Source organism: Ruminococcus sp. AM26-12LB, from assembly GCF_003480785.1.
Lineage (GTDB): Bacteria > Bacillota > Clostridia > Lachnospirales > Lachnospiraceae > Blautia_A > Blautia_A fusiformis.
In genome coordinates, this window is record NZ_QUJX01000009.1 from 89,018 (window position 1) to 103,929 (window position 14,912).

Annotated in this window: 14 protein-coding genes; 2 read left to right on the plus strand and 12 right to left on the minus strand. The window is 43.7% G+C overall.

Translation table 11 applies throughout. The annotated features are described in order from the left end of the window. The first annotated feature begins 385 nt into the window (after nucleotides 1–385). Both DW694_RS08360 and DW694_RS08365 read left to right on the plus strand, forming a co-directional pair. Nucleotides 386–589, plus strand: coding sequence for an excisionase (locus DW694_RS08360; RefSeq protein WP_118142516.1), 204 nt, complete (start codon nucleotides 386–388; stop codon nucleotides 587–589). A gap of 79 nt (nucleotides 590–668) precedes the next feature. Then, a complete protein-coding gene (locus DW694_RS08365) occupies nucleotides 669–1,862 on the plus strand; it encodes a site-specific integrase (RefSeq protein ID WP_021361572.1) in 1,194 nt (397 codons plus the stop codon). 156 nt (nucleotides 1,863–2,018) lie between these two features. Here the strand turns inward: DW694_RS08365 and DW694_RS08370 are convergent, their stop codons facing one another. The 12 genes from DW694_RS08370 to pstA form a co-directional block, all read right to left on the minus strand. Beyond that, nucleotides 2,019–2,669 (minus strand): restriction endonuclease, encoded by a 651-nt coding sequence (locus DW694_RS08370; RefSeq protein ID WP_118752846.1) that lies wholly within the window; start codon nucleotides 2,667–2,669, stop codon nucleotides 2,019–2,021. After that, a complete protein-coding gene (locus tag DW694_RS08375; protein WP_286186919.1) occupies nucleotides 2,670–3,005 on the minus strand; it encodes a hypothetical protein in 336 nt (111 codons plus the stop codon). Further along, nucleotides 2,974–4,092 (minus strand): hypothetical protein, encoded by a 1,119-nt coding sequence (locus tag DW694_RS08380; RefSeq protein WP_270426800.1) that lies wholly within the window; start codon nucleotides 4,090–4,092, stop codon nucleotides 2,974–2,976. The genes DW694_RS08375 and DW694_RS08380 overlap by 32 nt, the downstream gene beginning before the upstream one ends. Nucleotides 4,093–4,553: 461 nt before the next feature. Next, nucleotides 4,554–6,002 carry a solute carrier family 23 protein gene (locus DW694_RS08385; RefSeq protein ID WP_118752848.1) on the minus strand — a complete coding sequence of 483 codons (1,449 nt, stop codon included), beginning with the start codon at nucleotides 6,000–6,002 and terminating at the stop codon, nucleotides 4,554–4,556. A 206-nt stretch (nucleotides 6,003–6,208) separates the two neighbouring features. Then, the gene (locus DW694_RS08390) at nucleotides 6,209–7,585 is read right to left on the minus strand and encodes a radical SAM protein (RefSeq protein WP_021652466.1); all 1,377 of its coding nucleotides are present in this window, start codon (nucleotides 7,583–7,585) and stop codon (nucleotides 6,209–6,211) included. A gap of 56 nt (nucleotides 7,586–7,641) precedes the next feature. Further along, nucleotides 7,642–8,196: a DUF308 domain-containing protein gene (locus DW694_RS08395; RefSeq protein WP_015526279.1), complete on the minus strand. Its 555-nt coding sequence runs from the start codon at nucleotides 8,194–8,196 to the stop codon at nucleotides 7,642–7,644. Nucleotides 8,197–8,397: 201 nt separating this feature from the next. Beyond that, the gene (locus DW694_RS08400) at nucleotides 8,398–8,958 is read right to left on the minus strand and encodes a TetR/AcrR family transcriptional regulator C-terminal domain-containing protein (RefSeq protein WP_015526280.1); all 561 of its coding nucleotides are present in this window, start codon (nucleotides 8,956–8,958) and stop codon (nucleotides 8,398–8,400) included. A gap of 155 nt (nucleotides 8,959–9,113) precedes the next feature. Beyond that, on the minus strand, nucleotides 9,114–10,442 hold the full coding sequence (locus tag DW694_RS08405) for a hemolysin family protein (RefSeq protein ID WP_243269280.1): 1,329 nt from the start codon (nucleotides 10,440–10,442) through the stop codon (nucleotides 9,114–9,116). Between the two features lie 262 nt (nucleotides 10,443–10,704). Next, nucleotides 10,705–12,387, minus strand: a complete 1,683-nt coding sequence (locus DW694_RS08410; protein ID WP_330611330.1) for an ATP-binding protein — start codon at nucleotides 12,385–12,387, stop codon at nucleotides 10,705–10,707. A 186-nt stretch (nucleotides 12,388–12,573) separates the two neighbouring features. Then, a complete protein-coding gene (phoU, locus tag DW694_RS08415; protein WP_022427023.1) occupies nucleotides 12,574–13,257 on the minus strand; it encodes a phosphate signaling complex protein PhoU in 684 nt (227 codons plus the stop codon). Nucleotides 13,258–13,261: 4 nt separating this feature from the next. Further along, the gene (pstB, locus tag DW694_RS08420) at nucleotides 13,262–14,020 is read right to left on the minus strand and encodes a phosphate ABC transporter ATP-binding protein PstB (RefSeq protein WP_015526284.1); all 759 of its coding nucleotides are present in this window, start codon (nucleotides 14,018–14,020) and stop codon (nucleotides 13,262–13,264) included. Between the two features lie 9 nt (nucleotides 14,021–14,029). Further along, a complete protein-coding gene (pstA, locus tag DW694_RS08425) occupies nucleotides 14,030–14,896 on the minus strand; it encodes a phosphate ABC transporter permease PstA (protein WP_059086969.1) in 867 nt (288 codons plus the stop codon). Between the last annotated feature and the right edge of the window lie 16 nt (nucleotides 14,897–14,912).

Consider the following 14,912-nt stretch of genomic DNA (forward strand, 5'->3'; position numbering starts at 1 on the left):
GCTAATGCGGCAGCACAGCCATTTTGAACCTTGACAAAGAAAGCGGCGCAAGAAAACGGCGGCGCAGCATAAGGCAAATCGGATACGTTCCTTTTGTGCCGAGCCATACGGCGGGTGCGCCATGACCTTTCTCCTACGGGAAAAGCGAGCGAACAACACCACCGCTGCAAAGCAAGTGTAGCAACTTGCGGGCGATAACGCACAGAATACATAATGATACTTCCTTACAGCCATAGTCCGAGCGTTAGAAGCGTCGCAGGCAATGGGTAGGGCTTCGGCAGACCGCCGGAGGGGTGCAAGTCCCATGAGGTTACGCTAATAGCCGTCCGATTAAAGCCTATGTTACAAATTGACTTTTGACCCATTAAGAAAGGGGGACGACAAATTGAACAATAACGACGTGCCGATTTGGGAAAAGTACACGCTTACCATAGAAGAAGCAGCAAAATATTTCCGTATCGGAGAAAGCAAGCTGCGGAAACTGGCAGAAGAAAATCCCGTCCCGGACTGGGTAATGATGAACGGAAACCGTATTCAGATTAAGCGTAAGCAGTTTGAAAAAATGATTGATATGGTGGACGCAATCTGATAGTGAAATCGAGCCTTGAATGTGGTACAATGTAGTCAAGCATATCAAGGCTCTTTCCATTATGGAAAGGAGCATAACGATGTCGGAAAAAAGACGGGATAATAAAAATCGTATTCTCCGCACCGGAGAGAGCCAGAGAAAAGACGGGAGATATGCCTACAAATATATAGATACCTTTGGAAAACCGCAGTTTGTGTATTCTTGGAAGTTAGTACCTACGGACAAAACCCCGGCAGGAAAACGCGACGATATAGCGTTGAGGGAAAAAGAGAAAGAAATCCAAAAAGACCTTGACGACGGTATCGACCATATCGGAAAGAAAATGACGGTCTGCCAACTCTACGCAAAGCAGATACGCCACCGGGCAAATGTGCGGCATGGTACAAAGCAGGGGCGAAAACAGCTCATGCGGATTTTGCAGGAGGATAAACTTGGAGCCTGCCGGATTGAAAATGTGAAGCTCTCCGACGCAAAGGAATGGGCGTTACGCATGAAAGAAAAAGGTTACGGCTTCAAAACTATCAATAACCACAAGCGTTCCTTAAAGGCTGCTTTTTACACAGCTATACAGGACGATTGTATTCGTAAAAATCCGTTTGACTTCCAGTTGAACACAGTCCTTGAAGATGATACGGAACCAAAGGAACCTCTATCCCCTACGCAGGAAGCGGCTTTTCTGTCCTTTGTGCAGCATGATAAAGTCTATCAGAAATACTACGACGAGATTATCATACTGTTAGGGACAGGACTTCGCATTTCGGAACTCTGCGGACTGACGGAAGCTGACATTGACTTAGACAAACAGCTTATCAATGTAGACCACCAACTTTTGAAGATTGCAGACGTGGGCTACTATGTGGAAACGCCTAAGACGAAAAGCGGCAACCGGGTTATTCCTATGAGTGAAAAAGTGTTGGAAGCATTTCAACGGGTGCTGAACAAACGGAAATATGCACAGCCTGTTATTTTGGAGGGCTACACAAAGTTTCTGTTCCTTAACCGGAACGGCTTGCCAAAAGTGGCAGTCAACTATGAAAGTATGTTTCGGGGGCTTGTAAGGAAATACAACAAAACGCAAAAGGTAGCATTGCCAAAGGTAATGACACCGCATACCTTACGCCACACATTCTGCACCACGTTAGCAAATGCAGGAATGAACCCAAAGGCATTACAGTACATTATGGGACATTCTAATATCAACATGACACTGAACTATTACGCGCATACGACTTCCGAAACGTCGATAACAGAAATGAAGCGGCTGATTGCATAAGTAGTAAACGGAGAATTTACTACTCCACATACTACTTTTGAACACCAAAACATACGGGGATATAAGAAGATTTGAGAATATCTTCCATAACGAAAAATGCCGGAAAAGCCTGTAACAATAGGCTATACCGGCATATAAGAACTTTTAAAAAGATAGTCAAAAATTACTTTGTGATTTATCATAAATAACAGAAAATACACTTTCTTCTTTTTTATATATTTTTTCCAAATCATCTTTATCCAGAACTATAATATACCGCTTTTCACGCAAAGCAATTTTTTTAATTAAGCCTTGTGAATCGCTCCATTTATTTCTTCCTGTTATTCCCTCCCATGAGATCATAATTCCAAAATTTGTATTAGCAGCAGACATTAGTGAACTAAATTTACCTACATATGTTACATTTACTGGTCCATCATAATTCTTACATTCACATAAAAATGAGTCACCAAAACATGGAAAAGCGGCTTGAATCCCTGATAATCTCGCTCTCTCAGTCCAACGTATCAGCAAATCAATTTCATTCGTACTTGTTCTGCAATTTCTATATACATCTAATAAAGAACCTGCACTTTTTTGAAACAGTATCGTTGATAATTCTTCAAGCTTTTTACCTTTTTCCCCTTTGGATAATCCTCCTGTTGCAATATCAGCATATAATTTTTGATATGCCCTGAGCTCATCATCTGGCAGCATTAATAAAGTAGATTTATAACGGCTAGAATCTCTTAGAAACTCAGCCAGTGTGTACCCCGACTGATTTAATAAGTTTTCTGCATCTCTGAATCTTTTCTCTTCTAAATCCAATTACAATACCTTATAAATAATTATCGCATGCTGAAGCGGATTTTCAATCTCAGAATCACAATGTACACAGTTAACAAACTCTGGGATCTCTAATACTGTTTTGAAAATGTTTCCAGTAAATCTCTGACATACTGGGCAATAAATCTGTAAATATTGTTCAACCAGCCCTTTATCAACACATACTTCCAAAATACCATAAATTTCCTTAATTGCAATTCCAAGCTCTCTATGAACTGCATCCGGATAAATCCATTCATTGGAATGATACTGACCCATATAGTTTAAGAATGCGTCAAAATCGATATTAAATTTCTTCTCCTTTAACAAAGGAACCACTGACTGAAAGATATTCAATTGCATCATTCATTCGCCCCATTCCTAAATCTTTACAACTTCCCGTAATATGCTGTAATAATGTGTATCTATTGTTGAAATAATCAAAAGTAATTTTTACAATATAGCTCTGTGTTTCTACTGGTTTTACCCATTTTACATATATGTATGGATAGCTTGCAGTTGCTTCTTTTTCATTGAGATATTGCAATAAAAGTTGTTTTACTTCATCCGCTTCACTAAACAGGTCTTCATTTTCATCAATCAGTTCCCTGATTTCTCCAATAAATGGTAATACATAATCACCATTTTCAGCAGCTGTTAATTCAGCAGAACCGCCTGATTTCATTTCCATCATTTGTTTATACATTCGTACTTCTGTATTCTGAATATTATTAATAATCCGAATAGTTTCTGTATGTTCACAAGCAAACAGTTTAAGACCCAACGTATCTTTTATCCATTCTACACAGTACATCACAATTTTAGAATATGCATCCTTGTCAACCTGTTCATTGTAACTATATCTCATTGAATCATATCGTATTTCTAATACATTTATCAATGGATCAATATAAATCACCACCGGATATCTGTAATTTATCTGCTCAAATGTCTCCGAATGTAAATACGCTTTTTGTAAGACAAATTTTATGAAATATTTTTTGTCCTCCCTGAAAGCTCTGGGAATTGCTTCACTTAATACTCTATCAATGACTAAATCCGGTTCGTATGTTTTACCGTCAAATATAGAAATCTGTTTTTCTTTTAATATATCCTCTATTGTTCTTTCCCCTGTTTCATAAAAAAATGGAACTGAATATTTATATAACTTTTTATACTCCATTTCTTCATAGAAACTTGAAAACGCTCTTGATGTCGCTGTCTTTGTAATAATTCCCTTAAAATCCTTTTTTGATTCAAAAAACAGTGTCTCGTCACTATCACTCAATTTTCTCTGTTCTTCAAATGTGATTTTATTATCCAATTCGAGCTTTTTGCATATAAAACGCTGAAAATTATTAGATCCACAAAGAAGAGTATTTTTATAAAATTCTAAAAATGTTGCTTCATCCATAGGTGTACGCATAAAATCACCTGCTTTCAATAGATATATATCATATTACTACAATCCAAGCTGAATTTCTATTATCTTTCTTATCCTTTACAAATAAATTATTTCAATCCTATTTGATGAATATAATTTCAGTCTAGCACAATATGGGCGAAATCACAAGAAGATTATTTCGACATTTTACCTCCCAACAGAGCGGCACAGCCTCCCCTCCTCAACACCCCCGAATCCTGCACCCTGTCAGAACATTCACGCCCACCACAACGCAGAACAGCGGCGTGGCCAGGAGGGGAAGAGCGCGAGAAGGGGAGACGGCCTTCGCAACTACGAGTGCTTCCCCTTCTCGCAAATTACCGCCTTCCAAAAAGCCGAACCTTTATCCCAAAAACAAAAAATAAAAACATATAAAAAAAAGGCCGTCAGACCAATAAGGTCCAACAGCCTTAAAAAAGAAAAAACTCTTTTTATTCTTACACTTATTTATTCTTAACTTTCTCCAGCATCTCCTCAGCTCTCTCAATCTCACTCTTCTCATCCTTCGGAAGAACAATATTAAGAATAATCGCAAATACCGCTGCCGGAACAATACCGGAACCGCCGAAGATCAGGCTGATCGCCTGTGGCAGATGCACCAGGATCGCTGTATTGGAGCCAAGTCCATAACCAAGACCAAGTGCTACGGAAACGATCGTAACATTTCTCGGTCCGATCGGCCACTTGGTAATTAACTGGATACCGCTGACAACAATAGATGAGAACATCATAACAGCAGCGCCGCCAAGAACACTCTGCGGCATGATGGAGATCAGTGCAGCAAGCTTCGGGAACAGTCCGCATGCGATCAGGAAGATTCCTCCTGTAGCGATACAGAAACGGTTTACAACCTTATTCATTGCAACCAGACCAACGTTCTGGCTGAAGGATGTGTTCGGAAGCACACCGAACAGTGCTGCGAAGGAAGATCCAAGTCCGTCACACATAACACCACCGGAAAGCTCTTTGTCTGTAGCCTCTCTTCCAAGACCACCCTCTGTGATTCCGGAAATATCACCAACTGTTTCAACTGCAGTTACAATAAACATGATCAGGATCGGCACGATCGCACGTGCGTCAAACACCCATTTTACAGGCATCAGTGCCGGTACCGCAAACCATTTTGCCTGAGCAACCTTGTCCCAGTTGAGAACCCAGGCCTTTGTAGCCTCCACAGTAGCACCTGTGTCATCTACATATGTAAATGTTGTAGGAAGTACCATAGCCATGATACTTACCAGAATGTATCCCACGATAATACCGATGAGGATTGAAGAAAAGCTTGTGAAGCCTTTTGTTCCATGCTTCAGTACAATGATCACGATCAGAACTACAAAGCCTACGAAAAGGTTTTCAAGAGAACCGTAATCCTTTGCGGAGCTTCCGCCACCGAAAGAGCTGATTCCCACACCGATCAGTGAAAGACCGATTGAAAGTACAACCGTACCTGTTACAACAGATGGGAAAAATTTTCTCAAGGGCTTCAGAAAGCTTCCCAGAACAGTCTCAAAAAGACCGCCGATAAAGCAGGCTGCCATGATTGAACCATAGGCAACGATACCATTTCCCATGACTCCGGCAACGCTCTGACATACGCCGATGAAGCCTGAACTTGTTCCCATAACGATAGGAAGCTTGCCACCGACCGGTCCGATCGTAAAGACCTGTACAAGTGTAACAATTCCTGCGATCAGCATTGCATTCTGAAGTAATGCAACCTGAAGATCCCCTCCTGCTTCGATCCCGCAGGCAGCTGTGATGATCAGAAGCGGGGTAAGATTACCCACAAACATGGCAAGCACGTGCTGCAGTCCAAGGGGAATTGCCACCTTAAGAGGTGGGCGTCCGTCCAGCTCATAAGGGCTGGCTGTGTTTTTCTCCTGTTTTTCCATAATGAATCCATCCTTTCTTTCCCTATGTCCTGACGATAACATAAAAAAGAAGGCAGTTATACCCACTGCTGAATATAACCGCCCTGTTATCTGTCAGTACACGTATCGTGTCTCTTCTGTTTCGACACTCTTATCTGAACTGTTATTTCAGACTCCTGAAAAACGGGTTCATTATACAGTATCCCAACATCTATATCAAGTGTTAATTAACAAGTTGTTGATTTTTTTGCAGCTTTTTTTGCCTGGCTCTCACTCCAGAGCTCATCGGCCTGTTTCTTCCATACCTCTGCATAGTGATCACATTTTGCACAGAGATGCTCCGCTGTTTCCGGAGACTGAAGATCTGTAGATTTCGCTCCTGCACGCTCAACCATCTTGCGGAGAAGCTCAGGATTTTCAAGCATCGGACATGGACGAAGCATGTTTTTGTTGAACGGCTGACCTTTGTGATACTCCATAAAGATCGGGCTCTTCAGCGCCTCAAGGAGTGTACATTCTTTAATGTTCGCATTGGAGAAATGAATGAATACGCAAGGATCCACGTCTCCGTTTGCATTGATATGGAGGTAACGACGGCCACCTGCGATACATCCGCCTACATACTCTGCATCGTTCTGGAAGTCCATAGTGAAGAGAGATTTTGTGGCACGGAATCTGCGGACGCTGTCGTACATTTTGATTCTCTGCTCCGGTGTGGGGAGGAGATCTGCTGCTGCATCATTTCCAACCGGCATATAGTGGAAGAACCATGCAAAATAAGCTCCGCACTCGATCAGATGATCAAAATACTCCTCACTGCTTACTGCATCTACGTTTGCGGATGTGTAGCATGTGGAAACACCGAACGGAAGGCCGTGGCTCTTCAGAAGCTCCATGGCGTGCATAACCTTCTGATATACACCATCACCACGACGTCCGTCTGTAGTTGCCTCTGTTCCCTCAAGGCTGATAGCCGGAACGAAGTTTTTCACACGGAGCATTTCCTGACAGAATTCTTCGTCAATAAGAGTTCCGTTTGTGAAGGAAAGGAACTCGCAGTCCGGATTCATCTCACAGATCTTAATGAGATCCTTTTTGCGGACCAGTGGCTCACCGCCTGTGTAGATGTACATATAGGTTCCCAGTTCTTTACCCTGTTTTACGATAGAATCGATGGTCTCAAGATCCAGGTTCAGCTTGTGTCCATACTCTGCTGCCCAGCATCCTGTGCAATGAAGGTTACATGCGCTGGTAGGATCAAGAAGAATTGCCCACGGTACATTGCAGTCATTCTCTTCTGATACCTTTTCCTGCGTTGCACTTCCCTTAAGACTGGCATTTACAATAAAGTTGCGGAAAAATGTCTGGCGTACGCCGGCATCCAGCTGATACATACGAAGGATCAGCTGATACCAGTTGTCCTTTGCCTCGATGGAGTGACGGATCGCATTTCTCTGTCCTGCATACCAGCCATCCGGTGTTACTTTATCAACCATTTCCATGATCTTCGGTATGTTTGTCTCCGGATCCTTCTCAAGATAATCCAGTGCTTTTGTTACGGTAGCTGCGATCGCTGCCTGTTTTGCTTTGTCTACGATTCCCATACTCTATTTCCTCCTATGTTATTATCTAAAGTGATTGGTTATTTTTATGTTTATGTTTAAAGCCGACTCTTGATGATCTTGATCGTCAGGATCCCGACCCATAGATTGAGGATCCCTTCCAGTAAAATGGAAAATCCTACCAACACCATCATCATAGCTGCTGCTTCAAATGGTCTGATAAAAACCAGAACTCCGATCACTCCGGTGACCAGTGCGATCAGCAGGATCTGCCACCACAACGCCAGACCGAATCTCTTCGCATCTACAGACATCTGGATCTTAAACAGGGCATCTGCCAGGATCAGGATTCCGAACACGGAAAAAATAAGATCCACTGCGAAATTTTTTCTGGCTATCAGGATCACTCCCACTGCCATCAGCAGGATCCCGAAAGCCAGATCAAACTGAAATGCCAGACAGAAAGCATCTCTCGTGAAATATCCACTGATCTTAATAGCTCCGTACAGAATCAGCATGATTCCCATGAGCACGCACAGCATTTTTACAGAGCTTTTGGGCCTTGCCATCAGAAAAATACCCAGCACACAGAACAGTAATGACATGACGATGTAGATGTTTTTTACAAGCTTCAGCTGTTTCAGGTCATCCATACGTTCCCTCCTTGATAATTTTTTCTCATTTATTGTACTGAATTATACATCCCTGTGTCGTTTAAAAAAACAGACAAAAAAGAGCCAGTGCCTAAATTTCAGACACCAGCTCAAAATTAACCGTTTCTATACCTTAATAAAATTCGAGGACATTCCTGTTCTACAGCTAAATGGATATTTTTAATCTTCATTTAGTTGAAATCATAGCTTTTCTTTCAGATTTTTGTACTGACTCTCAAGGCTCTTCTCGTAAATATACTCCAGCTTATGCATATCTGACAGGATATCATAATCCATATCATGCCGCAGCCAGTCCAGGATCACTCCCACAAATACGCATTTATAATACCGGCTTATAAGATGCCTATCTTCCTGATCCATTTCAAAGTCTCCGACCGCCCTGTTGATCAGCTCCTCCACCACACGCTCTGCGGCATGATCCAGATAATCGGCAAATACATCCCTCTGGATCGAGCGGTACAGATGTATCATGGCTTTTTTGTTCTTCTGAACTGCGTTGACAAGGATTTCCATACAGTCGCTGACTGATTCCGGTACTTTCTGATCCTTCAGAATGTCATTCAGCTCTTCCTTTACCATTGCTTCCACTGCATCCGGAATATCCCTGAAATGGTAGTAAAATGTATTCCTGTTTACTCCACAGCGTTCCACGATGTCCTTTACCGTGATCTTGGACAATGGTTTTTCGTTCATAAGTTCCGTCAGTGTATGCAGTATGATCTGTCTTGTAAAACCTGGCATTTTTTCTCCCCCATCACAAGCTTTCCTCGGGTTATTTCCTTATTATGTCATAAAAATAACATACTTTCAAGCAACAACATGTTCGAAAATGTCCATAAATCCCCGGAGATCTTTCTCCCGATAACTGTCCCATGACCTGGCTGAACAAGGTTTTGTCAGATCTCTTCTTTCTGTTCCTGCACTTTTTTCTCTGGCTGAACATGAACGATTCCCTCCACAACGGTATGGTTTCTGACCTGATTTACCACAATATCCAGGTTTTTCCAGCTGCATCGGAACTGTTCTCCGTCCTCCGGTACACGTTCCAGAACTCCGCAGACAAAGCCGCTGAAAGTATCATATTTTTCTACAGGAAGCTCCACATTTATGACCTCTGCCACATCATCCAGGATCGCTCCTCCCTGTATTTTCCAGATATGTTCTCCTGTCTTCTCAATATCATCCGGCTTCGGCAGATCTGTCCTGTCGTCAATATCTCCCACCAGCGTCTCCACAAGATCATGCAGAGTGACAATTCCCACAAAGCAGCCGTATTCATCCAGCACTACTGCAAAATAATCCCGTTTTTCCCTCATTTCCCGGAAGATCAGGTTGGCACGCATGGATTCCGGTACAAAAAAAGGTGAATAACAGGCATGCTGCAGAACAGCTTCTCTGGATCTGTCATCCAGGCGGAAATAATCTCTGGTGTCCAGAATATGGATAATATCATCTTGGTCTTCCCCGCATACCGGATAAAAGGTGTGACGGTTCTCTCTGATGATCCGTTCCCATTCCTCATCGGAGTCTTCCATATAGAGGACAACCACATCTCTTCTGTGTGTACAGATCTCATCTGCCGCAGTATCATCCAGGTCAAAAACATTCTGGATCATCTCGCTTTCTTCCTGCTGGATGCTGCCCTGTTCATTTCCCTCTGTAAGCAGCATACGGATCTCTTCCTCTGTGGCCTGCTCCTCTTTTTCTTCCGGTTTGATCCCCATCAGATACAGCACACCATTGGCAGTTACTGTCAGAAGTGCAGTAGCCGGCCAGACTGCGATCATCGCGATCTTAAGAAGTCCTGCCAGACGCAGAGACAGCTCATCCGGATTTTTCATTCCCAGACGTCTTGGCACCAGTTCTCCGAACAGAAGACTTACATAGGAAAGCAGTATGGTCACAATGATCATGCATACGATCTTCAGAACATTCTGTGGTACATCTATCCCTGTCTTTATCAGTGCCTCTGTCATCGGCTGTGCAAAATATTCTGCCGCAAAAGCGCTCTGCAGAAATCCTGCCGTAGTTACCGTTACACGGATCGCTGTCATAAAATGTGCCGGCTGTTCTGTAAGCTTTATCAAAATCTGCGCCCGGTGATCTCCCTCTTCCGACAGCTCCTTCATCTTCGCTTCATTCATGGACAGAACCGCCATTTCCGCACCTGCGAAAACAGAATTCAGAAAGATCAGGAACACCAGTAAAACAATTGCCTGTATCATATTTTTATTCCCCTCAGTATAGTCGTCCGGAATTATCCCGAACCAATTATAATACAGAAAGCGGACCGTTATCATCCGCTTTCCTGTTGCTTACTCTGATTATTATTACATAAGATAGCATAACCCTTCCGGTCTGTCAAACCATCAACCTCCAACCAGCAATATACTATGATATAAAAAGCAGCAGATACATACAACAGAACGGCCTTTCATCTTCCACTCTGCTGCATGCCTATGAACATCATCGCTGCACGACCTATGTTCACTCTGCTGCTTCCTTTTCCATATGATGTTTCGGAAATTCCATAATGATCTCGGTTCCCTGTCCCGGTTCACTGTTAAGCCACAGCCTGCCGTTCAGAGTTTTTACCCCGTGCTTCACAATGGAAAGGCCAAGGCCGGTTCCGCCGATTTCCTTGGAATGGCTTTTGTCCACCCGATAAAAGCGTTCAAAAATGCGTTCCTGATCTTCCTTCGGAATACCGATCCCTGTATCCCGCACATTCACGCGAACTGCATCCTCGCCATCCTTCAGTCTCACAAAGATCTCTCCACCCCGGTGGTTATATTTGACAGCATTATCGCAGACATTATAGAGAACCTCTTCCATGATCGTCGGCACTGTATCCAGCACTGTACTTCCGCCTTCCATATACATATGCACTTCCTGCTTTTCGGCAGCTTCATGTAAGGTAGAAAAAATATCATGAGTCAGACTGTAAAGATCCAGTTTTTCCCACTGATACGGCAATCCGCCCTCATCCAGACGGGAGATCCGGATCACATCCCCAACCAGACGGATCAGTCTCTGCGCTTCCTTATAGATGCGTCCTGCAAAAACCTTCACATCCTCATCCTTCACAAATCCGTCCTGCATGATCTCAGCAAATCCGGAAATGGAAGTCAGCGGCGTTTTCAGCTCATGAGAAACATTTGCGGAAAATTCTCTTCGCAGCTGTTCCCGTTCTACTTTTTCGGTCACATCCACCAAAAGGATCACCGCACCCTCTGTCTTATTTTCTCTTGTGACAGGATTGGCGATCACCTGAATCTCATTGCCATCCAAACGAAGGATCTTGTTCTCATGCTTTCCTTCAAGGACCTGCCCAACGACACCTCGAAACTCCTCCGAGCGGTTCAGAAGATATACACTTTCTCCTGTTTTGATCTCCTTTACCTTAAGAAGCTTTCCCACACTGGAGTTGACAGAAAGTACCATGGTATAACGGTCGATCACAAGAAGTCCCTCCTGCATGTTCTCCGTGATAATAGAAAATTCTTTCTGCTGTCTTCTGGCTGCCTCAAGCTGCAGACGGATCTGCCGGCTCTGTCTGCTGATCTTGCTGAGAAGCGGCTGTACCTCATCATAGGCATCATTCTCATCCGGATGCTCCAGATCAAGCCCATTAAGAGGTTCCACAACCTTCCCGGAAAGCCTGGATGCAAATACGCCGGACAGGAGCAGCATAAGTATCAGAACTGCAGCAAAAGGCGGAAGCAGCTGCAGGAGCAGCATCCATACAGAAGCCTGGTTACTGGAAACTCTCAGCACATTGCCATTTTCAAGGCGTACTGCATAATACATTGTTTTTTCGGAAAGCGTGGATGACATTCTTTCATCCGCACCTTCTCCGTTGATCTCTGCTTCACGGATCTCCTTGCGATGTCCGTGATTATCCATGCTTTCCACATTTGCCTCATTGTCGTAGATAACTTTTCCACTTTCATCCACATAAGTGATCCTGGAACCCTCATCATTCAGCTTCTTCAGATAATCTGTCCCGGCACTTTCCACACCTCTGGAAATATACACGGCTTCTTTCTTCAGCTCCCCCATCAGCTGTCCCTGAAAATAGTGATAAAGGATCCCCACGACAAATGCCAGTCCCAGTACTGTGATCAGTGATGAAACCAGCATGATATACTTAAATATTTTTTTACTCAAAGCTCAGCCCTTTCCTTTCTCCGAAATCTATATAGCATTTTACAAAAGCAATGTAAAAACAATCATCTGAAAAAAGTTAAATCCTTGTAAATTTCATCACATTATAAAAAGTGCTGTGATATCCTTTCAATACCACAGCACTTTTTTACAATAATGCAACTCTTTGCAATCTGCTCTTACTTATTTCTATTCCTCAACAAAATAGTTATCTGTATGACTGGAACCGCTTCTGTGGTTTCCTGTGATGGAATATTCCACCCACTCTGCAATGTTCACAGCGTGATCACCGATACGCTCGAAATATTTTGCAGCCATAAGGATATCCAGACCGATGCTTGCATCCGGTTTTCCGTTATTCAGAACCTCGGCCAGCTTTTCCTTAATATCATTGAAGGCATCGTCCACCTTATCATCATCGTCAATAACCTTTCTGCAAAGCTCAAGATCACCCTTTACAAAGGCATCGATGCTTTCTGTAACCATCCGGACAGTATCCTCTGCCATCTTCCGGATATTAATGATATCTCCGGTAACTGCTTTGTCCTCGATATGCTTGGAAAGATCCGCAATATCTGCTGCCTGATCACCGATGCGTTCCATATCGGAGATCATCTTCAGCGCTGCGGAAATGGATCGCAGATCTCCGGCTACCGGATGCTCATGAAGAAGAAGCTTCATGCAGAGATTTTCAATCTCTTTTTCCTGTGCATCGATCTCTTTTTCCGTCTCAAAGATCTTGCCAATGAGAGTCATCCCGCCTTCACCCTGAATAGCTTTGGCAGAAAGTGAAATTGCTTTTTCGCAGAGACTTCCCATGGTGATCAGTTCCACGTGAAGCTCTTCCAGCTGTCTTACAAAACGTTCTGACATAATATCAACCAAACCTTCCTGTAATATAATCCTCTGTACGCTTATCCGCCGGCATGGAGAACAGCTTGTCTGTATCCGCAAATTCCACAACCTCACCAAGAAGGAAAAATGCTGTCTTGTCGGAGATACGGGTTGCCTGCTGCATGTTATGTGTGACCATGACAATGGTGTAATCCTTTTTAAGCTCTACTGCCAGATCCTCGATCTTGGAAGTGGAGATCGGGTCCAGGGCAGATGTAGGCTCATCCATAAGAAGTACCTCCGGCTGTACTGCCAGGGCACGGGCAATACAGAGACGCTGCTGCTGTCCGCCTGACATTCCAAGAGCACTTTTTTTCAGGCGGTCCTTGACCTCATCCCAGATTGCCGCATCACGGAGAGATTTTTCCACGATCTCATCCAGCTTTGCCTTGGAACGGATACCGTGTGTTCTCGGACCGTATGCAATATTATCATAAATGCTCATCGGGAACGGATTGGGCTTCTGGAATACCATTCCCACACGTTTACGCAGAAGATTCACGTCCATATCTCCGTAAATATCTTCCCCGTCAAGCTCTACCTTTCCTGTGATGGTACAGCCTTCCACAAGGTCATTCATACGGTTTAAGGATTTCAGAAGTGTGGATTTACCGCAGCCGCTTGGTCCGATAAATGCTGTGATCTCCTTTTCCGGGATCTCCATATTGATTCCCTTCAGGGCATGAAAGCTTCCGTAATGGAGATTCATATTGTCAATTGAAATTTTTGTATTTTCACTCATGATCGATCATTATCCTTTCGCAATTTTTCTGGCTACCAGACCGGACAGTCCGTTGATAACAAGTACAAATGCCAGAATGACTACTGCTGTTGCAGATGCCTGGTTTACATGAAGTCCCTCACTGGAAAGCACATACATGTGAAGTGCCAGGGTACGTCCGGAACCCATCAGGCTGTTTGGAACTGCCGCAACAGTACCGGAGGTATAAAGAAGTGCTGCAGTCTCACCTACCACACGTCCGATGGCCAGGATCACACCTGCCAGGATTCCAGGAACTGCGGAGGGAAGTACAATCGTAAAAATAGTACGGAGCTTGCCTGCTCCAAGTCCGAAGCTTGCCTCACGGTAAGAATCCGGAACAGATTTCAGTGCTTCCTCAGCGGTACGCATGATCAGGGGAAGTACCATGATCACCATGGTCAGGGCACCGGAAAGAAGAGACATGCCCCAGTGCAATGCAGTTACAAAGAACAGCATACCGAACAGACCATATACGATGGATGGAATACCGGAAAGTGTCTCTGCGGTAATACGGATCAGCTTTACAAAACGGCTGCCTTTTTTTGCATATTCCACAAGGAAGATCGCTGCAAAGATTCCTACCGGAGCGGCAATCGCCAGAGATACCAGTGTCATGATCAGGGTATTGATCAGTGACGGGAGAAGGGAAACGTTCTCTGAGGTATAGGTAAGGCTGAACAGACTTGCATTCAGATAGGGAATACCTTTTACAAGCACATAGCCGATCAGGAAGAACAGCAGTGCAAACGTGATCACTGCTCCCAGCAGTGTGAGAAATGCCAGGATTCCTGCACCAGGATGTCTTGCATAAGACTTCAGCTGGTCTCCTATGGTAAGTGTATTTCTTTTTTTCATGGTTGTTTCTGCCGCA

What these genes read in the sequence shown, in the direction of transcription:
- DW694_RS08380 (WP_270426800.1), bottom strand. Translation starts at nt 4,092, where the DNA reads ATGCGTACACCTATGGATGAAGCAACATTTTTAGAATTTTATAAAAAT.
- DW694_RS08365 (WP_021361572.1), top strand. Translation starts at nt 669, where the DNA reads ATGTCGGAAAAAAGACGGGATAATAAAAATCGTATTCTCCGCACCGGA.
- DW694_RS08385 (WP_118752848.1), bottom strand. Translation starts at nt 6,002, where the DNA reads ATGGAAAAACAGGAGAAAAACACAGCCAGCCCTTATGAGCTGGACGGA.
- phoU (WP_022427023.1), bottom strand. Translation starts at nt 13,257, where the DNA reads ATGTCAGAACGTTTTGTAAGACAGCTGGAAGAGCTTCACGTGGAACTG.
- pstB (WP_015526284.1), bottom strand. Translation starts at nt 14,020, where the DNA reads ATGAGTGAAAATACAAAAATTTCAATTGACAATATGAATCTCCATTAC.
- DW694_RS08390 (WP_021652466.1), bottom strand. Translation starts at nt 7,585, where the DNA reads ATGGGAATCGTAGACAAAGCAAAACAGGCAGCGATCGCAGCTACCGTA.
- DW694_RS08405 (WP_243269280.1), bottom strand. Translation starts at nt 10,442, where the DNA reads ATGATACAGGCAATTGTTTTACTGGTGTTCCTGATCTTTCTGAATTCT.
- DW694_RS08395 (WP_015526279.1), bottom strand. Translation starts at nt 8,196, where the DNA reads ATGGATGACCTGAAACAGCTGAAGCTTGTAAAAAACATCTACATCGTC.
- pstA (WP_059086969.1), bottom strand. Translation starts at nt 14,896, where the DNA reads ATGAAAAAAAGAAATACACTTACCATAGGAGACCAGCTGAAGTCTTAT.
- DW694_RS08400 (WP_015526280.1), bottom strand. Translation starts at nt 8,958, where the DNA reads ATGCCAGGTTTTACAAGACAGATCATACTGCATACACTGACGGAACTT.